At 37.2% G+C, this 23,058-nt stretch carries 24 protein-coding genes and 1 tRNA gene; 10 read left to right on the forward strand and 15 right to left on the reverse strand.

The genetic code is table 11. The features are described from left to right. Window positions 1-173: 173 nt before the first annotated feature. Window positions 174-1,424 (reverse strand): mechanosensitive ion channel family protein, encoded by a 1,251-nt coding sequence (locus tag G6Q48_RS04085; protein WP_166264607.1) that lies wholly within the window; start codon window positions 1,422-1,424, stop codon window positions 174-176. 331 nt (window positions 1,425-1,755) lie between these two features. Here G6Q48_RS04085 and G6Q48_RS04090 point away from each other — a divergent pair, with 331 nt between their 5' ends. Both G6Q48_RS04090 and G6Q48_RS04095 read left to right on the forward strand, forming a co-directional pair. Further along, window positions 1,756-2,280, forward strand: a complete 525-nt coding sequence (locus G6Q48_RS04090; RefSeq protein WP_166264609.1) for an anti-virulence regulator CigR family protein — start codon at window positions 1,756-1,758, stop codon at window positions 2,278-2,280. 451 nt (window positions 2,281-2,731) lie between these two features. After that, window positions 2,732-3,574: a D-amino-acid transaminase gene (locus G6Q48_RS04095; RefSeq protein ID WP_166264611.1), complete on the forward strand. Its 843-nt coding sequence runs from the start codon at window positions 2,732-2,734 to the stop codon at window positions 3,572-3,574. 20 nt (window positions 3,575-3,594) lie between these two features. On the opposite strand, the gene G6Q48_RS04100 is transcribed toward G6Q48_RS04095, so the two are convergent. The 3 genes from G6Q48_RS04100 to G6Q48_RS04110 form a co-directional block, all read right to left on the reverse strand. Next, a complete protein-coding gene (locus G6Q48_RS04100) occupies window positions 3,595-4,170 on the reverse strand; it encodes a cysteine hydrolase family protein (RefSeq protein WP_102137681.1) in 576 nt (191 codons plus the stop codon). A 96-nt stretch (window positions 4,171-4,266) separates the two neighbouring features. Beyond that, window positions 4,267-5,628, reverse strand: a complete 1,362-nt coding sequence (locus tag G6Q48_RS04105; protein ID WP_166264613.1) for a sensor histidine kinase — start codon at window positions 5,626-5,628, stop codon at window positions 4,267-4,269. Beyond that, complete coding sequence (locus tag G6Q48_RS04110) at window positions 5,618-6,292, reverse strand: response regulator (protein ID WP_166264615.1); 675 nt, start codon at window positions 6,290-6,292, stop codon at window positions 5,618-5,620. The genes G6Q48_RS04105 and G6Q48_RS04110 overlap by 11 nt, the downstream gene beginning before the upstream one ends. A gap of 172 nt (window positions 6,293-6,464) precedes the next feature. Here G6Q48_RS04110 and G6Q48_RS04115 point away from each other — a divergent pair, with 172 nt between their 5' ends. Next, window positions 6,465-6,707, forward strand: a complete 243-nt coding sequence (locus G6Q48_RS04115; RefSeq protein ID WP_166264617.1) for a hypothetical protein — start codon at window positions 6,465-6,467, stop codon at window positions 6,705-6,707. Window positions 6,708-6,825: 118 nt separating this feature from the next. On the opposite strand, the gene G6Q48_RS04120 is transcribed toward G6Q48_RS04115, so the two are convergent. Next, window positions 6,826-7,086, reverse strand: a complete 261-nt coding sequence (locus G6Q48_RS04120) for a DinI-like family protein (RefSeq protein ID WP_102137685.1) — start codon at window positions 7,084-7,086, stop codon at window positions 6,826-6,828. Window positions 7,087-7,308: 222 nt separating this feature from the next. Here G6Q48_RS04120 and G6Q48_RS04125 point away from each other — a divergent pair, with 222 nt between their 5' ends. Further along, complete coding sequence (locus tag G6Q48_RS04125; protein ID WP_102137686.1) at window positions 7,309-7,842, forward strand: GNAT family N-acetyltransferase; 534 nt, start codon at window positions 7,309-7,311, stop codon at window positions 7,840-7,842. Between the two features lie 18 nt (window positions 7,843-7,860). On the opposite strand, the gene G6Q48_RS04130 is transcribed toward G6Q48_RS04125, so the two are convergent. Next, the gene (locus G6Q48_RS04130; RefSeq protein ID WP_432652924.1) at window positions 7,861-8,088 is read right to left on the reverse strand and encodes a GNAT family N-acetyltransferase; all 228 of its coding nucleotides are present in this window, start codon (window positions 8,086-8,088) and stop codon (window positions 7,861-7,863) included. 145 nt (window positions 8,089-8,233) lie between these two features. Here G6Q48_RS04130 and G6Q48_RS22485 point away from each other — a divergent pair, with 145 nt between their 5' ends. Further along, window positions 8,234-8,587, forward strand: coding sequence for a pentapeptide repeat-containing protein (locus G6Q48_RS22485; RefSeq protein ID WP_336431261.1), 354 nt, complete (start codon window positions 8,234-8,236; stop codon window positions 8,585-8,587). A gap of 645 nt (window positions 8,588-9,232) precedes the next feature. Here G6Q48_RS22485 and G6Q48_RS04140 read toward each other — a convergent pair. From G6Q48_RS04140 to G6Q48_RS04150, 3 genes are all read right to left on the reverse strand, one after another. Beyond that, a tRNA-Pro gene (locus G6Q48_RS04140) sits at window positions 9,233-9,309 on the reverse strand. Window positions 9,310-9,383: 74 nt separating this feature from the next. After that, complete coding sequence (gene yejM / locus G6Q48_RS04145; RefSeq protein ID WP_166264621.1) at window positions 9,384-11,099, reverse strand: LPS biosynthesis-modulating metalloenzyme YejM; 1,716 nt, start codon at window positions 11,097-11,099, stop codon at window positions 9,384-9,386. A 21-nt stretch (window positions 11,100-11,120) separates the two neighbouring features. Further along, on the reverse strand, window positions 11,121-11,348 hold the full coding sequence (locus G6Q48_RS04150) for a YejL family protein (protein ID WP_047755730.1): 228 nt from the start codon (window positions 11,346-11,348) through the stop codon (window positions 11,121-11,123). A gap of 242 nt (window positions 11,349-11,590) precedes the next feature. Here G6Q48_RS04150 and yejK point away from each other — a divergent pair, with 242 nt between their 5' ends. Further along, window positions 11,591-12,592 (forward strand): nucleoid-associated protein YejK, encoded by a 1,002-nt coding sequence (yejK, locus tag G6Q48_RS04155; RefSeq protein WP_125891240.1) that lies wholly within the window; start codon window positions 11,591-11,593, stop codon window positions 12,590-12,592. A 96-nt stretch (window positions 12,593-12,688) separates the two neighbouring features. Here the strand turns inward: yejK and rplY are convergent, their stop codons facing one another. Next, window positions 12,689-12,970: a 50S ribosomal protein L25 gene (rplY, locus tag G6Q48_RS04160; protein ID WP_004260060.1), complete on the reverse strand. Its 282-nt coding sequence runs from the start codon at window positions 12,968-12,970 to the stop codon at window positions 12,689-12,691. A gap of 166 nt (window positions 12,971-13,136) precedes the next feature. Continuing rightward, the gene (locus G6Q48_RS04165) at window positions 13,137-14,894 is read right to left on the reverse strand and encodes a DEAD/DEAH box helicase (protein WP_166264623.1); all 1,758 of its coding nucleotides are present in this window, start codon (window positions 14,892-14,894) and stop codon (window positions 13,137-13,139) included. A 223-nt stretch (window positions 14,895-15,117) separates the two neighbouring features. Between G6Q48_RS04165 and rsuA the strand changes: the two genes are divergently transcribed. The 3 genes from rsuA to G6Q48_RS04180 all read left to right on the forward strand — a co-directional run bounded on the left by rsuA (window position 15,118) and on the right by G6Q48_RS04180 (window position 17,998). Further along, window positions 15,118-15,840 (forward strand): 16S rRNA pseudouridine(516) synthase RsuA, encoded by a 723-nt coding sequence (rsuA, locus tag G6Q48_RS04170; RefSeq protein WP_140172551.1) that lies wholly within the window; start codon window positions 15,118-15,120, stop codon window positions 15,838-15,840. A gap of 3 nt (window positions 15,841-15,843) precedes the next feature. Further along, on the forward strand, window positions 15,844-17,028 hold the full coding sequence (locus G6Q48_RS04175) for a Bcr/CflA family multidrug efflux MFS transporter (RefSeq protein ID WP_102137692.1): 1,185 nt from the start codon (window positions 15,844-15,846) through the stop codon (window positions 17,026-17,028). Between the two features lie 628 nt (window positions 17,029-17,656). Beyond that, entirely contained in the window at window positions 17,657-17,998 is a 342-nt protein-coding gene (locus G6Q48_RS04180) for a hypothetical protein (RefSeq protein ID WP_102137693.1), read from the forward strand. 291 nt (window positions 17,999-18,289) lie between these two features. Here the strand turns inward: G6Q48_RS04180 and mepS are convergent, their stop codons facing one another. Next, a complete protein-coding gene (gene mepS, locus G6Q48_RS04185; RefSeq protein WP_166264625.1) occupies window positions 18,290-18,874 on the reverse strand; it encodes a bifunctional murein DD-endopeptidase/murein LD-carboxypeptidase in 585 nt (194 codons plus the stop codon). Between the two features lie 757 nt (window positions 18,875-19,631). Continuing rightward, on the reverse strand, window positions 19,632-20,231 hold the full coding sequence (locus G6Q48_RS04190; protein ID WP_102137695.1) for a YrbL family protein: 600 nt from the start codon (window positions 20,229-20,231) through the stop codon (window positions 19,632-19,634). Between the two features lie 324 nt (window positions 20,232-20,555). Between G6Q48_RS04190 and G6Q48_RS04195 the strand changes: the two genes are divergently transcribed. Continuing rightward, window positions 20,556-20,900: a hypothetical protein gene (locus G6Q48_RS04195; protein ID WP_102137696.1), complete on the forward strand. Its 345-nt coding sequence runs from the start codon at window positions 20,556-20,558 to the stop codon at window positions 20,898-20,900. A 137-nt stretch (window positions 20,901-21,037) separates the two neighbouring features. Here G6Q48_RS04195 and yeiP read toward each other — a convergent pair whose 3' ends face one another. Continuing rightward, window positions 21,038-21,610 (reverse strand): elongation factor P-like protein YeiP, encoded by a 573-nt coding sequence (gene yeiP / locus G6Q48_RS04200; RefSeq protein WP_102137697.1) that lies wholly within the window; start codon window positions 21,608-21,610, stop codon window positions 21,038-21,040. A 185-nt stretch (window positions 21,611-21,795) separates the two neighbouring features. Continuing rightward, window positions 21,796-23,040, reverse strand: a complete 1,245-nt coding sequence (gene mtr, locus G6Q48_RS04205; RefSeq protein WP_102137698.1) for a tryptophan permease — start codon at window positions 23,038-23,040, stop codon at window positions 21,796-21,798. Window positions 23,041-23,058 lie beyond the last annotated feature (18 nt).

Raw genomic sequence — 23,058 nt, forward strand, 5'->3', positions numbered from 1 at the left:
AAGGGTTTTTTGTTTGTTAGAGCATCGATCAGTTTTGTTTTTGTTAACTATCGAAATGTTATTCTTTATATAACGCTGGGTGGAAAAGTAAGCGTAAAGAGGGATATCTCCCTCTTTCGATACTACTTTAGATGTAGATGGATAAGGAAATTTAACTAATCACTTAGTATTAGTTATTTTTCTGGGAAATGGCCTATCATTCTAACATCATTTCCGGTAGGTGATTGATGTACCATCAGATTAAATTGCGGAAGGATGGAAAAGATATGGTCAAAAATGTCAGATTGTATTCTTTCATACTCCACCCACACGGTTGTATTCGTAAATGCATATATTTCGATTGGAATACCATTTGAGTCAGATTCTAGCTGTCTGACCATAATCGTCATATTTTTGTGAATATTAGGGTGTGATTTTAAATAAGCTTCAATATAAGCTCGGAAGGTCCCTATATTTGTCAAACGACGCTGATTCAAAGGCACCGCTTTGTCATCCGGTAGGCTAGAATTAAAGACTTGGATCTCAGATATTTTCTGTTCGATGTAGGGCTCAAGTAAATTTGCCTTAATACATTGTGCGATTTCTTCAGAAGTTAAAAAATGCACACTGCTGGCATCTAAGCGGACACTACGCTTTATTCTGCGTCCACCTGATTCTGTCATTCCTTTCCAGTTTTTGAATGAATCAGAAATAAGCGCATAAGTCGGAATGGTCGTAACGGTGTTGTCCCAGTTACGCACTTTTACCGTAGTTAAACCAATATCAACCACAGCGCCATCAGCACCGTATTTAGGCATTTCTAACCAATCGCCAATGTTAACCATGTTGTTGGCTGAAAGTTGTATCCCAGCAACTAACCCCATAATAGGGTCTTTGAACACTAGCATCATGACCGCTGTCATTGCACCAAGACCGCTGAGAATAATCAGAGGCGATTTACCTATTAATAGTGCAATAATCATGATGCCAATTAGAATTGTGGCAATCAGTTTAAGACTTTGAAATATTCCTCTAAGAGGTAAATGCGCGGTTTTGGCCGCACGTTGAAGTACACCAAGTATAATATCAAGAACGGAATAAAGGGTGAGTAAGCCAAATAATAGGCACCATGCCTGTGAGCCAACCTTTAAAACGGCTTGTGCAGTCGAGCCTGAATGTAACCATAGCGTTGCTTGGATATTGACTACAACACCTTGGATCACGAATGCGAAGCGATTAAAAAGATTATGTTGAGTGATTAAATGCACCCAAGTTCCTGCACTTTTTTGCCCACGTTTTTCGAGTTGTGGAAGGAATATTTTATGTAGAATTAAGTGTAATACGCAGGCGACGATAAGGATTAAACCGAGCACCATAAGTAAAGAGGCAAGGTCAGCGTAATCTTGGTTGAATTGACGTACCCAGTCTAGCAGTTGCTGCTGCATGGTTTCTCCTTCTTTAGAGTGTTAGGAACAATTGTTTATAAAAATATCATAGGCTGAATGACCTTATCATATTTACAACGAAAATTCATGGGGAGCAACATTAAACTCCGTCTTAATTCTTATTACTAGTTCTAAGTATTGTCTAATATATGAAAATAATATTAATGGCAATAAGAGCTATTATAAAGGAGCGCGCTCACTAATTTGAGTGATTAAGTAACATTTACATAACATTACGTGTGATAAGTATTTTCTGATTGTGAGTCTTTATAACTAAGCATAATGTTCTACAAAATGTCCTAATGTTATATTAACTTTGCAGGAATTTATTATGAACCGATTTAAAAGGCCGATTTGTTCTGTTCTTTTGCAGTATATCTTATTGCCCATTATTGTTTTTACCCCATTACTCGCCAATTCATCCCCCAATGGTAATCAAGGCCAAGGAAATGGCAAAGGACATCAACAAGTTCATGGAAACAAAGGGAAGCAGAACAAAGATAACTCAAATAAAGGAAATAATAATCAAGAGGCAAAGCATGTCAAATCAAGTAAGTATTACGATAAGCATCGGGAAGCAAATGTTAGTTTTAATGTGAGCTTTGGCAATGTAAGGCCTTTGGCCATTGAATATGGATTGACAGGATATCGTGGCTTGCCTCCAGGTATTGCAAAACAAGTTAGCAGGGGAAAACCACTTCCTCCAGGTATTGCAAAAAAAACGTTACCCTCTGCGTTTTTAGCACAATTACCTGTTTATGTCGGTTATGAATGGAAAATGAGTGGCCGAGACCTTATCTTGGTTGCGTTAGGTACAGCTGTTGTCGCTGAAATTATTGAGAATGTTTTTGAATAAAAAAAACGACCTTGATTTCAAGATCGTTGTGCAAAATAAATGCAATTAACGCTAATGATGAGGTAACTAAAGGTTTGATTAACTAAAAGATAATTAACTTGCTTACATAAAACGTTTAGATAGTAATTCAACAACTTCTTGCACACTGCTGATAAATTCTTTGATGCTGTTCATCGAGAACTCCAAATTAAAATGTGATCCAAATCACGTGAGAGCATTCTAGCTATTCACATGTTAATGTCAAGTTAATATTAAAAATAATTTTAAATTTTAAACTATATTTTAGTCGCTGTGCTACAGCTTGTTTTTTTGTTAGTCGCGGTTCTTACAAGAGGGCCTGAATCTGCAAATAGAGATAAAAAATGTGAAGAATTGAAAGGTAATTTTTGTAATATGGTGTATGGTTAATAAGAGATTAGGTAATGATTTGATTGATAAAGGAATATAGCTCATGATTGCTTATGTAAACGGCCAGTTTTTACCTGAAGAAGAAGCGTCAGTATCTGTTTTTGACCGTGGGTTTTTATTTGCGGATGCTGTGTATGAAGTGACTGCAATAATTAACGGTAAGTTAGTTGACTTTGAACATCATATGGCTCGTTTGCAGCGTTCTTGTGCTGAATTACAGTTATCATTTCCCTACGATTTAGCAGAATTAAAACAAATTCATCTTCAATTAGTTCAGCAGAATAATATAGAAGAAGGGCTTGTATATCTACAATTGACACGTGGCAATGCGAAACAACGCAGTTTTTTATATCCTGATAAACAAACGAAGCCAACATTAGTCTTATTTGCACAAAAGACGAAGATTGTTGAAAATGAGAATTCAAAATATGGAATAAAAGTCGTAACTGTAGATGATATTCGTTGGCAGCGTTGTGATATTAAAACAGTTGCTTTATTAGCAGCTTCCATGGCAAAAGAATACGCTAAACAGCAAGGTGCAGACGACGCTATATTTGTTAAAAATGGCTATGTCACTGAGGGAAGTTCCAGTAATTGTTTTATTATTAACCATCAGAACCAAATACAAACACGAGGGTTAAATAATGAAATATTACCAGGCATTACTCGTCAAGCAATTTTACAACTTGCTCGGGAACAAGGAATAGACATTGTTGAAAAGCCATTTAGTATTGATGAAATGTTAGAAGCAAAAGAAATCTTTATTACTTCTGCAACAACATTAGTTTGGCCAGTTATTATGGCGAATAACCAATTAATTGGGGAAGGTAAGCCGGGGAAACTAGCTATCCGGCTACGGGAGATATACTTGCAAAAATTGAAATAATCACATGAGAAATATAAATGTTATTTTAATTGCATAAATTCTGTAACTGAAGAAATCGTTACCATGCCTTCTAGTGCCTGAAGACTTTGCTGATGGAGTTCTAGCGTTGGGGCCGCACATAAATCCTCAAGTACTGTGACAGTATATCCTAAATCATGGGCTTGTCGTGCAGTACTTTGAATTGCTTTTACGGTACTAACTCCGCCAATAAATAACTCGGTAATATCATTATCGGTAAGCCATTTATGGAAATGGTTTCCTGCAAATGCAGAAACCCCTTTTTTAATCATTACCGGATCACGAAATGCTACCTCAAGGTCATGGGCCCAATTACACCCAGTGCCACTTAGTTTTAAGGCTCCAAGTTTTTTAGCTTGCTGAAACATAGGGGAGCCAGCAGGAACATCGTGATAATTGTCTGAAAAGCCAACCTTAACCCAAATCACTGGAATATGATGGTTTCTTGCATATTGTGCTGCTCGATTAGCTTTCTCAACGATTTTACGTGAGCAAGTTTGCTGGTAACTCGAATTAGATAAGCCATTTTTACCAATTATCTCTTCAATGAGATCAATAATTACTAATGCCTTGGACATTATTGCCTCTTTTAGGTGTAAGTATATTAACGTATAAAAGGCGTATTCTATCTAGAAAAAATAGCAAATGCTGTTAACTCAATAACATAATTAGATTTAGGGTAAGTCAATAATAAAGCCGATACCTTGATTGTCTAATCCATCAGTAACTCTAATTACAGCACCAATTTTATGGGCTAAATTTTGAGCGATAGATAAACCTAAACCACTTCCGGTTTCCATCGTTCCTGGAACGCGATAAAAACGAGAAAATATAAGTTGGCGGCTCTCTTCTGGAATTCCTCGGCCATTATCTTGAACAGAAATAGTCCCACCAAATGGGGTAAGATCTTTTAAAACGACTTTTATTTTCCCTTCTTCTGGGCAGTATTTAATCGCATTTTCAATCAAATTAGTAAAAATATTACTCAATGCGAGTTTATCGGTGAGGATATAAAAAGATTTTGGGCTTTGTAGTTCAACATCAATATTTTTATTAATAGCGTAAGGTATGTGTGAGGATATTAAATGGCTGATTAATACGGGCAGGTCAATTAGCTCTTTATTTAATAAAAAGTCTTCAGTTTCTAAGCGTGCTAGGTCAATTAATTGATGCGATAAAGAGGCTGCGCGATTTAACGTCTCTTGCATATCATTAATAATTTCTTCTTTCTCTTTCGGATTATCAATTTGCATCAATAAATGTAATTGAGCAATAACAGCCGCTATGGGGGTCCTTAATTCATGTGCGGCATCTGCCATAAAGCGCTTTTCACGTTGATTTGCAGCATCAACACGAGACATGAGGCTATTTATTGCATCAATAATAGGGCGAATTTCTTTATATTGTTCCTTCGTTTCTATTGGAGTTAAATTACCTGGCTGACGGCTAGAGATGAGTTTTGCAGATTGTCTTAAAGGCCGCAGACTAAAATAAGCGGTAATTAATATTGCTAACAACATAATACCCAAAATAAACGCGAGAGGAATGGCTGTGCCTTCGGCAGGGTTACCTAATAAGGATTTACGGTCACTATAAGACTCTGCAATAACAACTTCGAAAGTTTCTTGATCATTCCATGCAGAAGTAAAATGCCAGTCTTTATGTAATGTTGCGAGTTCAGAGACAGATTTAAGCGATGGAACATGTAATTTGTCACTGTTTCGGTAATAGACATTCCCTTGTTTATCTCTAACAACCATAAAAGGCCGATAACTAATGTCATCGCCACTTTCCATCGCAGTAGAATAAAGTTCTTGTAGGTTATCAGCTATTTTATTGAAATATTCTGGCTTATCAGCAACCACATCAAGTGTCTTAGCAAACCCTTGGGTGATGACACTTTGTTGTTCATTTAGCTCATCATGAATTGAGGGCCAATAAAAAAACTGTAGCCAGCCAACTAATAATAACCAAAGGAAAATAACTGAGCTGATTTGTAGCCCAAAGGTATAAATAAAAAATGATTTAACTTTCACTTAGCGGTACTTCTTTTTTTAATAAATAACCAATACCGCGGATAGTAATTATGCGGTCTTTACCTATCTTTCGGCGTAAATTATGGATGTGAACCTCTAAAGAGTTACTTTCCACATCATCTAATCCGAATAGGCGCTGCTCTAAATCCGTTTTTCTGACAACATTATCTGCATTTTTTATTAGTTCGTAGAGCAATAGATATTCTTTCCCAGAGAGCAGCAACAATTGCGCATTAAGGGTGACTTGGTGATTAAGAGGATTTAATTGTAGGTTACCCAATTGCCATATTTCAGATGAGAAACCCGCCATACGGCGACTAACGGCTTTTACTCGAGAAATAAGCTCAGGCATAGCAAATGGTTTTGTTAAAAAGTCATCAGCACCTGAATCTAAGCTAGAAACTAAGTTATCCATTTGATTTCTTGCCGTGAGAATTATTATTGGGATCGTTTCTCCCATATTACGCCAAGTAATCAGTTCATCATGACCATCGCCATCAGGTAAGCCTAAATCTAAAAGCATTAAATCAAAATTGCGAGATGCGAGTTGTAATTTTGCATCAGCAAGTAGCCTGACCCAACAAGGGTTAAAACCTGCAAGTTCTAACCCACGGCATAGCGCTTTTCCCAATTGAAGATCATCTTCGACTAATAGGATATTCATATTATCACCTCTACTAACAAGTATAAGCAGGCAATGAGCGTCAGACAATACGAACAATTCAAGTTTGAAGCGGATTTAAGCATATCTTAAGGTTGGTTTAACCCTTTTTTAAGGTACAAAAAAATAGACTGTTTATTATGAGTCCATCACTCAAACAATAAGAGCATTGATAATGAAACAAGCATTCTATGAGGTGCCATTATTTATAGTAGCAATCGCACTTGCTTTGATTTTTATTGGAAAAGATTTCAATAATAGGCCGATAGTTAGTTTATCAACAATAACGTTGAATGAAATCCCTACTTGTGTGGATGTTAATAACTGTATTTCTCAGGTTAGAGCAACTAATGCAAAAAATAAAAAGTTGAATCCAGTGAAAGAGATTAAAGCCTTTCTTCGACATAAAATTGGCTGATTAACAGGGAGTAAAATTTAGATATGAGGTGGTGAGTCAAGTGTCTGTTTTAATTTCTAATTTTAGGTGCAGAAAAAGGAATGTTACACTATAAGGAAACATTCCTTTAAGTATTTGGTTAATCCACTGTTGTTTCTTCTGGGATCCAACCATCATCCATCCATATTTCTTCCAGTATTTCTTCAATACGAGTTTTATCCTCCGCTATTTTTGTTCCTGAGATATTAACGCGTTGTTGTGAGCTAAACCCAACCCGCGTTACCATATCTGGATATTGGTTTTGAAGTTTGCGTAAAATCTCAGTTTCAAGTGCTTGCAAAACAACTGAACTCGGTTTTTGTGGAGCGTTCTTATCAAATAAAACTTCGATACGTAACATGATAGCCTCTAACAAAGACTGTATTAATGTACAGTATTTTTAGAACTATTAGGCAAAAAAGTCAATATAGAGGCATAAATATTTTTAGCAGTGAATAGAGTGAAAAAATAATATCAAGTTAAAACAGTAGGTTAATATTATAGATGCTTGATAAAATAATTGTCAGAAAAATTAAAATAGGTATCCTAGAAAGTATATTCTATGAAGGTGAGTTACGATTAAATGTTATATGCTTTAAGAGTTTCAAGTGAAGATAGCCAAGCGATAGCAATGATTAACCAGTTGTATGATACTGCTTTTCCATTGTATGAACAAAGAAGCTATCAAGGAAGAGATGCAATATTAAATCATGGTGACTATTATTTACTCAATTTCAAAGAAAATGATATTTTCATTGGTTTTATTGGGTGTTGGAAAATCGAAGATTATTATTACATTGAACACTTTGCTATTTCCCCTGTATTAAGAGGGCAAGGTTATGGGCAAAGGGTATTAAAGCAGTTTTGTCATGACGTAGGCAAAGTGATCCTAGAAATCGATCCTATTATTGATGATGTGAGTCAAAAACGTTGGTCTTTTTATCAACATTGCGGTTTTCAGCAAAACGAATATGCTCACGCACACCCAAGTTATTACCCAAAAAATAAGCCACATAAGCTTAGCGTATTAAGCTATCCAGAAGTGATAGCTCAAGAAGTGTATCAGCAATTTAATCATATCTTACAAACGGTTGTGATGAATAAAACGCTATTATAGTTCATTATGTAGATGGTTTTACTCAGGTATATAGCAATAGATAAGTTCGGGATCATTATCATCTAAATTTTCAATGTAGCCACTAGGAATAAAGCCAGCTTTTATTAAGAGGTGTTGAGTGGCTGTATTCGATTGATTTGTAGAAGTAAAAATCTTTTGGGATTTACTCTGCATTTTTAGTTTATTAATTAAAGTGAGGCCAAGGCCTTGCCGACGATACTGGCGATTTACCATAAGCAGTTCAATGAAGCTATGAGCAAAATTTACAAATAGCCATTTTGCGAGTTGTCGATTTGTTGAAAGTACACTCACAAAATGTAATTTAAGCTTAATTAACATACCTAATTCCCGTTTTTCGAATTGTGAGTTTATAGGGTGTAAATTAGTTGGAATCGATTGGACAAAAGGGTATTGGCCACGTTTTGATTTTTATTCTCAGTTGAGTTTTAAAAGTTGTATATTAAATAGCAGTAATTTTTTTGCACTTAAACTCCATGAAACATACATTGATGATTGTCGTTTACACGATGTTGATTTTAGAAATGCGGAATTAAATAAATCAGTAATAACGGATTCTGATTTATCTAACAGTTTATTTATGCAGACAAACTTAACATCAGTCGATTTCACCGGGACACACTCTTTTACGATTGATGTTCGACAAAATAAATTAACTCAAGCGAAGTTTTCCCGCCTCGATGCTCTAGATTTATTGCGTAGCTTAGATATTAAACTTGTGGACTAGAACTGAAATAATCAGTACAAATTGAATAAAATATAGGCCAGCAATTGAGTTCATTTCTATCCTTTGGGTATTGATAACTCGATATGTATTAATATACATAAGTTAAATCATCATAGCCATCAGCTCATCACTGGTGGCTTTATTTTTTGCGGTGAAGTTATGCAGCATGCATCAAAAGATAGAAATCCAATAAGTTTTGATGTTGTCAAAAGAGTCGCTTAAGTTTTAATCGATGTAACAAAAAGTGCATCGGTAAAAGAAACTTTAATTCAATGAAACAAATTAATTTTGTGGATAATTCAAAAGATACTCCCAAGGGAAGCCCTGTGATACTTCTACGGGGCGCTGGGTTGATGTTCGTGTAAACATGCCATCCAACTCACTCTACAATCAAAAATAAGCGGGAGCAGAGGGACTCGCTAAGCTAGAAGCAGAGCGATTAGCGCAAGAAGAAGCTAAACGTGCAGCAGAGGAAGCGGAAAGGGTGGAGCAGGAAGCTGCGGAAAGTCAGTCACTGGATGATAAATCCTAAGAAAAAGAGGGGGAAGTCAGTGTAACCATGTCGGACTTTTACCCGACTTTTACCCACCCCCGACCCCATCAATAAAAAACCAACCCTAACAGGTTGGTTTCTCTAAGGAATTTTGGTCGGCATGATAGGATTTGAACCTACGACCCCCGACACCCCATGACGGTGCGCTACCAAGCTGCGCTACATGCCGAACTCTGATTTATACTACTCAATTTGCTTCTAAAAGCAATAGACTCATGATGCGACTGGTTGATATTTAAGCACTTAATTTTCATTAAAACGCTTTAATTCAGTAAAGATCTTCAACAACTCAGCCAAATCAGGTTTTTCATTCTTCTCGATAGCACCTTGTTTATCATAGATATTAAACTGACCATTTTGATCCATATAAAGGGTGGCATTGTCAGTGGTAATCACAACATCGTCGTTATCACCGGTGATCACCCATGGATAAGTACGTTTAATACTAAATAAGTCTTCACCTTGACTATAATCATCAGGTGGGTTTGTGACATGTAATAAACGCTGCATTAGTGTAGTCATTATATCTTGATGACTAGTCAGTTTATCTATTTGTTGCGCAGGGGTATTCGGCCAGTAAATAAATAGAGGCACCTGCATGTTATCTCGATTAAAGTGTTTGCCGTCTAACCAATCGTTTTCTGATTTACCTTGATTATTGTAATTGGCAGTCACAATAACAATGGTATTTTCTAACCGGTTATCACGTTGCAATGCCGCCATTACACGTTTGATCTGCTCGTTGGTTTTTGCACTACCCGGTGTGCCAGTAATGTTAAGGAACGAGAACCAAGGCGACCCATTTTTAAGGTTATCTAACCAATTATTCCATTGAGAAACGGTCAAGCTATCGTTATCTGCAGTTTTGGCAGGCAAAGAGTAATCGGCTAAAATAGCTTGCCTGAATAATGGAGAGTTAAAGCCATCCGTTGAGAATAAACCAAACTGATACCCTTGATGTTGAAGGGCTTCAATCAGGCTAGATGGATGGCGGCCATTAAGAATATTATCAAAGTAAGTCGATGAAATCCCATAGAATAAACCAAACAAGGCGGTATCGTTACGTAACCCAGTTGTATAATGGTTGGTAAACTGTGTGCTGATTGATTTAAACTCATTCAGGGCATTTATCGAATCTTGTTGTGACTTATCACCGAGGTCATCAACCACTAATAATAATAAATTATAGCCTGAACCTTGGTCATAATAGCTTAATGGTTTTAATGGGTAATTCAACTTAAGGGCGGTCGGACTACCTTGCTGGAAGACACGATTTTGATGTTCTGTTAAATCCAATAAGCCATATCTATCAAGAAGTTTCCGTGCAGTCATCGGTTGTGATAATGGGTAATTATAACGCTGCATAGTGATAGGGCGGTAAAAATTCGCATCGGCCCATGCATACATCAGGTGTGACATAATAAAAGTCACAATAAAAATACCTGCAAGCGGTTTACCAAAGGTTTGCCGGCTTAAGCTGCGCAGTTTTTGCCAACTCCAAGTTGCAAATAACATTTCAACGAGAAAGATAATTGGGATACTGATAAACATCAGCTGCCATTCACGAGCCATTTCGCCTTTTGTGGGGTTAATGACTAAATCCCAAACCTGTGGTGTTAGATGCAAACCAAACTGGCTAAAAACACGGATATCAAAAATTAAAAGGGTTATCCCTGCAGTTGCGAGGGCAACAGAAAGTAGCCTCAGCAACCGCTGAGACATGACAATAAAGGTCAGTGGAAAAATAATTAGTAAGTAGGCCGCAAAGACCACGAAGCTAAAGTGACCTAACCAACTGACGAAGGCATAAACTCGACCAGTTAGGGTGTCTGGCCAATCAAAAATAAACAGGTAGCTGCTACTTAACGCGAGGCTAAGCAGTATATTGAATAGTGCAAACCAGTGCCCCCAACCAATCATGTTAGAGACTTTGTCACGGTAGCGCAGGTGGGTGACCATACTGTTTATTTCATTAATCAATTAGTGTGATTTATCTTCTTTAACAGAAGAAAGTAATGCATTTGCGAATGATTCTGCAATCATTTTACGTTGTGCAGGTGCAACCGACGTATTTAGCAGATTCGTGACCATGTTACCTAACACCATAAGGGAAAGGTCAACAGGGGTGTGGTTTTTTTCTAACACACTAACAAGGTCAGAAAGTAAACCTTCAACTTTTTCATCACTATAGCGAGATGATTGTGGCATAAATTGAGACATCCTAAATTAATGAAAGCTACATATCATAGCGTATCACAGTTGGTTTTTCTTCTTTCTTCGCAACAAATTTTTGTTTAAGTGATAATAATGCTAATTCAGATTCGTAAAGTGTGCATAAGTTCAGCAGGGTGGGGTTAAAATTTGCACAAATGATAGTTTCTATTGCAGAGGAATAATATCAGTGTTTGAATACGCGCAACATTATTTCTGCTATTTCGAAGGAGCCAACAATGAGTCTGGAAATTAACCAGATAGCTTTACACCAGTTAATTAAAAGAGATGAACAAACCCTCGAGGTGATGTTGCGGGATTCTTTATTAACAGCAGATGGTGTCGTACAAGACATGATGGCAGAGTTACACCGCGTCTATAGTGCAAAAAGTAAAGCATTTGGTGAGTTTAACGAAGAAAGTGAACTTGCTGATGCATTAAAACTATTGCGCAAAGGTGAGGAAGAATTTTTAGGTTTTAGTCGTGCGATGACCGTTCGCTTGAAAGATGAATTAGCTAAATATCCTTTTGCTGAAGGGGGCGTCGTTCTTTTCTGTCAATACCGTTACCTTGCAGTCGAATACTTATTAATTGCAGTGCTCAATAGTTGTGACAGCATGTTTGTCACGGAATCATTAGATTTAGGCACAACTCATTATTTAGATATTCCTCATGCGGATATTGTCGCTCGTATTGATTTAACCGAATGGGAAACCAATCCAGAGTCAAAACGCTATTTAACCTTTTTAAAAGGTAGAGTAGGACGAAAAGTCTCTGACTTCTTTATGGATTTTTTAGCTGCGTCTGAAGGGCTAAATGCAAAAGTTCAAAATAAAGGCTTAGTTCAAGCACTTGATGATTTTTGTGACAATGCTCAGATGGATAAAAATACTCGTCAAGCTTATCGCCAGCAAGTGCATAGCTATTGCACGGAGCAATTACAATCAGGTGAAGAAATTGAGTTAGAAGCATTGGCAAAAGAGTTACCAATGGTGGAAGAACAAAGCTTCGATGATTTCGCTCGCCAAAATGATTATCAACTCGAAGAAAGTTTCCCTGCCGATAGAGGAACGTTAAAACAATTAACGAAGTTTTCGGGGAGTGGTGGAGGGATCACGATTAGCTTTGATGCGATGCTCATGGGGGAGCGTATCTTTTGGGATCCTGTCACTGATACGTTAACCATTCGCGGCACACCACCTAATTTGCGGGACCAATTACAACGCCGTGGTACTAAATAAGTTATGGTGTTGAATCGCTAGAAATAAATAACGCCGCAATTGCGGCGTTATTTACTCGGCGTCCCGAAAATTCTAAAGCTCGGCTGTGGGCTTTAATTAAGCGCGCAGGAAGTCAATGTGCGTCACTTTTGGCTTAAATGGGTGACGTTGAACAGCCTGAACTTTTACTTTTGTTTCTTTACCATCGATAACCAGATTCAGAACTTCGTAAAATTCTGCTTTGCTTTCTTGGTTGATGATTTCATCGTGGTTAAGAGTTACAGAGATTGCTTCTTGGTTGCCACCGTAAACGATAGCTGGAAGCTGGTTATCTCTGCGCAGGCGGCGGCTCGCACCCTTACCCTGCTCTTTACGTTCAATTGCATTGATAGTTAACATTACTATTTCTCTATAAAAAGAAAATATAAATTCCTGCTACAGGCGACCCAGCAGCAGGTTCGAGATTTGGCCTAGGGATACTTCATTCAGAGAACAAGATATCGGAAGGCGGGCGGCATTTTAACGAAAAATCCGTCATCCAGCAATCATTATGATCATTTTCGCTTTACGATAGGGGATCTGCAACGCGAAAACGCCCTTGATAATCGAAGATTTTCTCTCGAATTTCCCAGAAACGTTCTTTTTTGCGAGCGACAATAAATTGGGGATATCGTAATAAAGATTGCTGCAATAATATATCATTTGCATTATTCCACTTAAATGGAACACCTGGGGCACGTTGATGCTCCCGTAAAAAACGGTATTCAAACACGCGTTTTTGCGCAGGAGTTGCTAGGCGAAAACGTTCTGAAACACAGGTTCCATCTTCATCATAATAATTGATTTTAATCCATTCGCCTTTGGCATCATTCCCTGTGATAAATTGCATTCCCCCGCAACGAATGATCAATGCATCTTTAAGTTTTAATGCGGCTTTTAACATATCGTCAGGGTCGGTAAGCACCTCTTGGCATTTTTGGCAGCGCCGAGCGGCTATATCGTTTTCAGCGCCACAGTGTGGGCATTGCTTAAAGCGAAAACGGAATTCACATTGCTGTTTTTGCCCATTTTCGTCTTCTTCCCAGCCTTGGCAGCGCCGGCCAAAGTGTTCAATAATTTGGCCATCAGAGGTGCATTTTCCCCAAAAAATATTCGCAAATTGGCACAATGGGCAGAAAACTTGTACCGGCACACTGGTTGAATTCGGTTTACTTGAGCCCACCTCTGGTCGAAATAGGTCATGTGGATTCCCTGCATAATCTAAGATTAAACAGCGTGTTTTTCCCTCAGAAAGGCGTAATCCTCGACCAACAATTTGTTGGTATAAACTCACTGACTCTGTTGGCCGCAAAATAGCAATCACATCCACATGAGGAGCATCAAACCCGGTTGTTAACACTGAAACGTTAACGAGATAATGTAGTTCTTTGTTTTTAAATTGCTTAATAATTGATTGCCTATCAGCAGCCGGGGTTTCAGCTGTCACTAATGCAGCACGACCCTGAGGTAAATAGCCCAAAATTTCTTTTGCATGTTCGACCGTTGCAGCAAAGATCATGCAGCCTTGCAAAGGTGCTGCATATTCAATAACTTGCTCAATAATTTTAGGTGTAATGCGTTGTTGTTTTTTTAACGACAAATTAAGTTCTTGTTCGTTAAAAATACCCGATGATGTAAGTGAAACCTGGCTAAAATCATATTGTAAAACAGGCATATCAAGCCGTTCAGGTGGGACTAAGAACTTGTTTTTAATCATATAGTGTAGTGGTAACTCATAGATGCACTCACGGAAAAAACAATTTTCATCACCGCGTACCATGCCATGGTAATGGTATTGGTAAATCCAGCCACTATTGAGGCGGTAGGGGGTGGCTGTTAAGCCTAAAATACGTAATGAAGGGTTATTTACTTGTAAAACTTGAATAATCTGTTGGTATTGGCTCTTATCATTCAAACTTATACGGTGGCACTCATCAATAATTACTAGGGAAAAATGTGCGTCAAATGCTTTAAGATTGCGAGCAACGGATTGCACACTGCCGAAAACGACTTTGCTTTGAGACTCTTTGCGATTCAATCCTGCAGCAAAAATATCTGCTTGCAGGCCATATGCGAGGTACTTAGCATGGTTCTGTTCAACTAATTCTTTTACATGCGCTAATACCAGTACTCGTCCTCGAGCGAGTCGGGCCAATTCGGCAATCACTAAGCTTTTACCTGCGCCAGTTGGCAAGACAATCACGGCAGGGTGAGTCTGCTTACGGAAATAACTCACTGTCGCATCGACAGCTTCTTGTTGGTAAGGGCGTAAAATAAAAGACATATTATTCAGTATTATGTGATTCAGTCAGGTGAATGACGTTAAATTTAATTTAAAACGATGAGTCTGTCTAAAGATGCCTGTTGCTTCAGTGAAACTATCACTTCACAGGGGTTATTGTTATAATGAATAATGTGATAACAATCACAACAACCTTTCACTCTATATTCTGACAGTTGAGCGTTATTGTACGCTTCACTGGCATTCCATCAAGTTAAGAGAATCTATGCGACTGGATAAATTTTTGTCCCAGCAATTAGGGATAAGCCGAAGTTTGGTAGCGCGAGAATTGCGTGCAGGGCTTGTAACAGTTGACGATGAAATCGTTAAATCAGGTGCCTTTCAAGTTACGATTGACCATGAAGTCGCTTATGATGGTAATGTCCTCGTACAAGTTACTGGGCCGCGTTATTTTATGTTGCATAAACCGCAAGGCTATATTTGCTCAACAGATGACCCAACACATCCAACAATTCTTTTTTTTATTGATGAGCCTCTTGCACAAAAACTGCATTCAGCAGGGCGTTTAGATATCGATACAACGGGTCTTGTGTTATTGACTGATGATGGTCAATGGTCACATCGCATTACTTCACCGAAGCATCATTGTGAAAAAACATACCGAGTTCAATTGAGTGACGACATCGCCAATGATGTTGCCGAGCAGTTTGCTCAGGGCGTTATGCTTAACGGGGAAAAACACCCAACTAAACCGGCGAAACTGGAAATTATTAGCCCTAGAGATGTCCGATTGACGATTAGTGAAGGGCGCTATCATCAAGTAAAACGCATGTTTGCTGCAGTAGGAAACCATGTTTGTGGGCTACATCGTGAGCGCGTTGGCGAAATTTGGCTAGATGAGACGCTTGAACCAGGAGAATATCGCCCACTGACGGAAGAAGAGATCAACAGTATTAATGTACCACGTAAAAAAACAGCAGGAGTTTAAAGAGTGCAACAGCAGCGTTCATCCTATTTGGGGCTGATATTAATTCTAGGTTTATTATCGATGCTAATGCCATTGGCTATCGACATGTACCTACCAAGCTTTCCGACGATGATGCATTATTTTAATGTAGATGAAGGGCGCATTCAGATGACGCTCAATAGCTACATTTTTGGTTTTGCTATAGGACAATTATTTTATGGTCCGATGGCAGATAGCATTGGGCGTAAACCCGTTATTTTAGGTGGTGTCGTCGTTTTTGCAATCGCTTCAGCGGCCTGTGCTATCACTGAATCGATTGATTCACTGATTTGGTTGCGTTTCTTACATGGTTTTGCCGCTGCCGCTGCAAGTGTTGTGATTAACGCGCTTATGCGGGATATGTTTACCCGTGATGAATTTTCAAGAAGTATGTCTTTTGTTGTATTAGTGATGACAATAGCACCGTTGCTGGCCCCTATTTTAGGGGGAGAGTTAATGCGCTGGTTTTCATGGCATGCAATTTTTTGGAGTATCGCCATTGCAGCGGTTATCGCTGTCGTTTTAGTGAGCTGCTTTGTGCGGGAAACATTGCCCGTAGCTAAAAGGCAGAAGTTTCATATTGGTACAACATTAAGGCAGTTTGCCACTTTATTTAGGGCAAGACAGGTACTGTTCTACATATTAGCGAGTTCATTTTCCTTTGCAGGGATGTTTTCATTCTTAAATGCAGGCGCTTTTGTGTATATCGATTTGAACGGGGTGTCTCCACAGAATTTTGGCTACTATTTTGGTATCAATATTATCTTCCTATTTATTATGACGACAATAAATAGCCGCTATGTTAGGCATTTTGGTGCAGAAAAAATGCTTTACTTTGGTATTATTATTCAATTCGTGATGGGATTGTGGTTGCTAATGACAACAGCCTTTGCGCTAGATTTTTGGACACTGGTAATCGGTGTTGCCATTTATGTCAGTGGCATAGCGATGATCACTTCGAATGCAATGGCCGTGATCTTAGATAATTATCCACATATTGCAGGAACGGTTTCTTCATTGGCAGGCACAATCAGGTTTTCGATTGGTGCGCTCGTTGGAACGTTATTATCACTAATACCTGCGCAGAGCGCATGGCCAATGGTCGGTTCAATGGTCGCTTGCGTTGCATTTTCAATGTTGTTTGTATTATTGGCCAAAAAAACAAAGTAAGTCATGTCATATGTTTTCAAGTTTCAAGGATGAAGCTGAGAACATGTAATTCTCTTCTTTAATATCTAATCAAATAAAGCATGTTCTAGTTACTTCTCCATATCATTCATTTTATCTATAAGAGATAGAGGATTATTGCTCGATAAAATCGAGTAGTAATGCAGGGTATTTAAAATTTTTGCTAAAAAATGATCTAAATCAATTATCATTAGGGCTGGATTTGTTAAATTTATGTTTTATGATTTAATGTGCATTGCAACATTATTCATTAATAAAAATTTGGTTTAACTTCAAGAATAAACTCTTTTTTACTATTTTCATTTCAGAAATGTAAAAAAAAGTTAAGTATTTTGAGCTGGATGTTGAGCTTGAAGATCAAAATTAGTTTAAATTTTAATATATTTACTATTAAAATGAATATGCAATGATTTGTGTCACAAAAATTTAACGACATTTTGTTTTTTTAATGTTATATTTAAGGTTCGATATTTAACATTAATGTTACTTTTTAGATAACTAAAAGTTCGGTTTGAACGATGAATGATTGGCTTAAGCCGGTGTTAGGTCAAGTAAGAAAGTAAATATCAATACTTGGCAAAATACTAAAATGTTTCAATAGGATATGTTTGTGGAAAAATTAGGTCTTTCGGTGGTGCACAGGCTACCGCAAAGCTACCGCTGGTTATCAGGCAAAAAAGGTACAGATGTTGAAGTTGTACCTATGAATGATGTCGATAGCGATAAGCTTGTGGGGCTGAAATTACTTAGCCATGACTGTGCGACAGACTGTATTGCAATGCAGCAATTATCTGAATCATTATCAGACATGCAAATTGCTAATGCGATCTTAGAGTGGCAGAAAGAAATTTGCCTATTCATTCATGCTAATGATGAGTTAGCCGCTATGTGCCGTTTAAAAGCTTCAGGTGTTGCTATTGCAGAACTTTCTTCTGGTTTTTATAGTGCTTAGTTTAAGAGCTATAGTTTATAGAACTTAGCTTTGAGTATGTTTTAATATTTTTTTAGTAATGATGGCTCGGTTGTTTATTACTGTTTTTGCTTACTGATTTTATTTGGCTCTATATTTAAAACTGTTTTTTTGGATGAGTATCATCATGAGGTGGAATTTGGTGACTGAGTTATTCTTAATTTAAAATCGGATGACTACCACTAAATTTAGTCAGTAGAGATTTCCAATAAAAAAGCTTCCATCATATGGAAGCTTTTTTATTGGAAAGGGGATATAGGGTACTACAAAAATTTATGAGCCGTTGATAATGCGTCTACTTGCATAATATCTTTTGCTCCAGTAAGAGTTAGTCATTTCAGAAACGATAACACCACTACTGGTTGATGCATGAACAAATTTTTCATCACCAATATAGATACCAACATGCTTCATCGTGCGGCCTGTTTTGAATAAAACAATATCACCGACTTTTAGGTTATTACGTTTTACGCTTTTCCCGGAGGATTCTTGCTCAGATGTTGTACGAGGAAGCTCAACACCAAATTGTTCAAAGAATGTGCGCTGAACGAAACTTGAGCAATCGACACCTTTCTTTGTTGTGCCGCCAAGGCGATAAGCTACACCTTTCCAGCTTGCGTATTGGTCCATTATTTTAGACTTAGTATCAACGCTTTGTACTAACTCTTCGAATTCATCTTGAGATGCCATCGTCAACGAATCGCCAGCAGAGCCATTTAGCATACGTGTATCTGATTTGGCAGTATATTGTGTATTCTTAGTTGACTTTGGGGTGGTACATGCTGTGAGCGTTACGGCAATGGCAATTGCCGGAACAATGCGCCAAGCATAGCGCTTAAGTTTTTCAGACGTTAGCATTCTTATATATATCCCTTACCATTTTTCTAGTACTTTATTGTGTAAAAAGACACAAAAAAACTAAACCTATCCCTGTGAAAAACGCATTATAAATCATAGAAGTGTGTTTTTCGCAGAAAGTGTTTATTGCAGCACTACCAAACTTCGAATGTGTTAATCATATTTAATGACTTATTGAGTATAGGATATATATCAATATTTACTAAATTTACTAAGACATTCTTTACATTTTTTGCTTGGAAGATTTGGTTTCGCATTAGTACCAAATCAAACCTTTAAGAGCATACATAAACAAAAGCAAAATGGCGAGTTAATAGGGGTGAAATTTACAAAACATTAGATAAAAGAGCCTATTTGCAATTGGGTTATGTGATGGTCGTCTACAATGAGGTATATTCACTTATAAAACGGGTGTTTATCACTAATAAAATATGATCTGAATCACGTTTTATTGTGTGCTATTTCAGTGTAATTACATAATTAAGTCCTTTTTAAGCTCAAAATGTAAAGAAGTTTAAATTTATATTTAACGAAGGTTTGTTTGTGGGGAAAACGAATAGTTTAATTTGTCTTAAAAACCACCATTAGAATGAAAAATACTCAAAAAATAAATATACTGTATGTATATCAGTATTTTTGTTAATCATATTCTTTGTGTGATATTGATATCGGATAATGTGAAATAATCTACGCTAACAATAAATCAATATAACCAGATACTAATGGTGAGGATAAAGTGTAAGTCAGAGTATGTGTGCTATACCTTAATATTATAGTCACGATAAAGCCGTTGTTCGAAATCGGTAAACCGACGATTTAGTGTAGAACGGGCTATTTTAGTTGAAAAATAATCAATGGGGATTAAGTTAGCAGACCCCAGGTTATCAATAATAAGAAATTGGCCACAAGGTTTATAACCTAGTTGGTAAACGATATTATAAGTTTTTAGCGCCATCGTGGTGATAGCCTCTTTATATATGTTTTTTTTAAATTGCTCGTAAGCAACTTTCATATTTTTTTTATGTTTTAAAAAAAGTTGTTTGTTTTTTAGGTAATAATCTAAAGTGTGTGAAACATTTCCTGTTTTATCTTTGATTAATTGGAATACATAACCCAGCCCTTGATCAGTTTGTTGGGTGCCATAGTAATGAGAAATTGTTTTTGTAGTGAAGTTTTTTCTATATAAACGCTTGTAATAGCGAATCTCTCTTAAGGTTTCTTTGTCGTCTCTCCCATTTAGATGAACTTTTATACATAGGTCATGATGCTCAGGATGCTGATAACAAGCACGTTGTCGGCCTGATGCGATCAAGTTGGTAGAGGGTAATGAAATTTTTTTATCTAAATTTTTATTCATGATGATAAACACTATTTTTAATGATTTATTGGATAAGCCTCAAGTGATATTGCGACGGTTTTTATAAATTATACAACCAATGCTAATAGATACTATTTATAAAGTGTTGCATTTTGTGTGGTTAATTAAGAGTGATGTAAGTCATTTATTTTATTTGGATAAATAATTAAAAGGAAAAATAAAAAACTACGACTATAAATGAAATTTTTAATTTCTTTTTGGAATTAGTATGTCGTTCTCAGGCAATTTAGCCAAATTAAATACTTTAACTGTAAATAAATGACAGAAAGTGACGATAACATAATTTTAGGAGGAGATTTCTTCATGAATAGCTCAGTAAAAAAAATAGTAATGACTTTTCTAGCGGTAGCGACATTAAGTACAAATTTTTCAATGTTTGCCTCTGAAAACAGTGATGTGAGAAGGAGTAATACTGCCGTTATTCGATTTACTGGTGCTATTGTTGCGTCGCCTTGTGTAGTCGAAGCGAATGTTCACAGGGTTGAAACTAAATGCTGGAATGATAATGGCAAATTGGAAACCGCATCTGCAGATATTCAAAAATTAAAAAATCAAGAAACGTTGCTTCCGAACCAAAAAGGTACTCAACAATTTACCTGGATTAATAAAGATAAAACCTTAGGTATTTATACGATAAAATACGATTAATTTTGAGATAAGCAAGAATTGAATATAGCAAACTAAAATGAGATGAGGGTGCAATGTTTAATTTTAATGGCATATGCCTATGAACAATAAACTCATAGGCATATAAAGCATTATTTCTGCGAAACTAAAAGCAAAAATTAATCACAACGGCCCATATAACGACGCTCAGCGATATGAATACGAATTTTCTCACCACTGGTTAAATACTCAGGAACTTGGACAGTTAACCCTGTAGCCATCGTTGCAGGTTTAGTTCGTGCGCTGGCAGACGCCCCTTTAATTGCAGGTGTTGTCTCAATAATGGCCATATCAACCGTTTGTGGTAACTCTAAAGCAAGAACTTGCCCATCCATCGTTAACACTTGCATTCCTGGTAACCCTTCTTCAGGAATAAAAAGTAATTCTTCTTCAATATCTGCTTTTTTGAAAATGTAGGGAGTGTAGTCTTCATTATCCATAAAGACATACTCGTCACCATCAATATAAGAAAAACTGACTCCACGGCGCGTAAGCGAAATTGTGTCTAAAATATCATCGCCTTTGAAACGTTCTTCAACTTTTTGGCCAGTTTTGATATCAGTAAAACGCATTTTATATAATGTACTCGCACCACGAGCGCTAGGTGCTTGAATATCAATGTCTTTTACAAGTAATAATTTGCCGTTGTAGTTGATTGCTAAACCACGTTTGATTTCATTGGCCTTGGCCATAAATAACCTTCTTTGGGGTTGTCAAAAAGAGTGCGACAAAATTACTCGCAGATAAGGAATTAGGCAAGATGCTGAAGTCAATTTTCAGTGAAAAATTTTTGGATAATACAATTCTAGATAATGCAGTTATTGGATAATGCAATAAGTATGAATATAACCCGTGGGCTATATTCATACTGGAATGATTAATAGATAGGAAGTAAGCCAGACAATGACAATAAATGAGCAACAGCATTAACTAAACCAAAGAGGATCACGAAGCCAATGATAAAGCTTCCCCCCGGTGCTCTATAGCTGTTGTTTGGATAACGTTTACGACTTGCTTTCGCCATCAGTGCAGGGACAATAACGGCCCAAATAGTGGCTGCTAACCCGGCAAAACCAATCGCATAAATAAACCCATTAGGGAAAATTAACGCGAGGATTGTTGGTGGTAAAAATGTGACTGCGACAGATTTAAGGCGGCCAAACTTATTATCTTCAAATTTGAAAAAGTCAGCAATAAAATCAAATAACCCTAAAGATACGCCTAAAAAGGAACTCGCTAGAGCCATATATGAAAACAGGTTCAAAAATTGAGAGATAAAACTACTTTTGGTGGAAATATTCATTTGAGCCAGTAATGCATCAATATTATTACCGTTTTCTCTTATTTCAATAAATGACGTTCTTGGAATATTTCCTTGAATAGCATACTGCCATAAAATATAGATAACCACGGTAATGGTGGCACCATAGACTAGGCTTTTAACAACACTACGGCTATCTTTATTATAATATTTTACTAATCCTGGAACATTACCGTGATAACCAAAAGAGGTTAATAAATAAGGTAATGCGGCTAAGGCATAGGGAAGGTATTGGCTTTCACTTTGCTCAGTCTGGTTAAATAAAATTGCGGGCGATGCAGTGGAAATCATTCCACCGATTGACATAATAAAGGTGAGCACCATCCCGCCAATTAAAATGGTACTTAACCTATCGACAGCACGCGTAGAAAGCCATACAAAAAAAGCCACAATAAAGGCAAAAATAAAGCCTGCACCCGCTTGTGGTAACTGTATTTTTTCTGACAAGTTTGCTGCGATGATAGAGCTGCCTGCAGAAATATAGGCATAAGTGAGTATATAAAGCACAAAAGTGACGGATAAGCCGTTAATTGAATTCCAAGTCGAACCTAATAAATCCTTTACCATCGTATGGAAACTAGCACCCGCTGGATAATTCATATTAGCTTCTAAAATCATTAGCCCAGAAAGTAACATGCAAACAAAGGTATAAATTAACAGTATGACGGAACCTGTGAACCAAACGCCAGAAGTCACCATAGGAATAGAAAACATACCAGCACCGACTGCAGTACCGGCGATGATCATAGCACCTCCCAATATAGAAGGATTTTTTTGTTGTGTTGTTCCATCAATAGCCATGGTGGCTCCTAAATATAA

The organism is Providencia sp. M-27 (assembly GCF_011077905.1).
GTDB lineage: Bacteria > Pseudomonadota > Gammaproteobacteria > Enterobacterales > Enterobacteriaceae > Providencia > Providencia huaxiensis.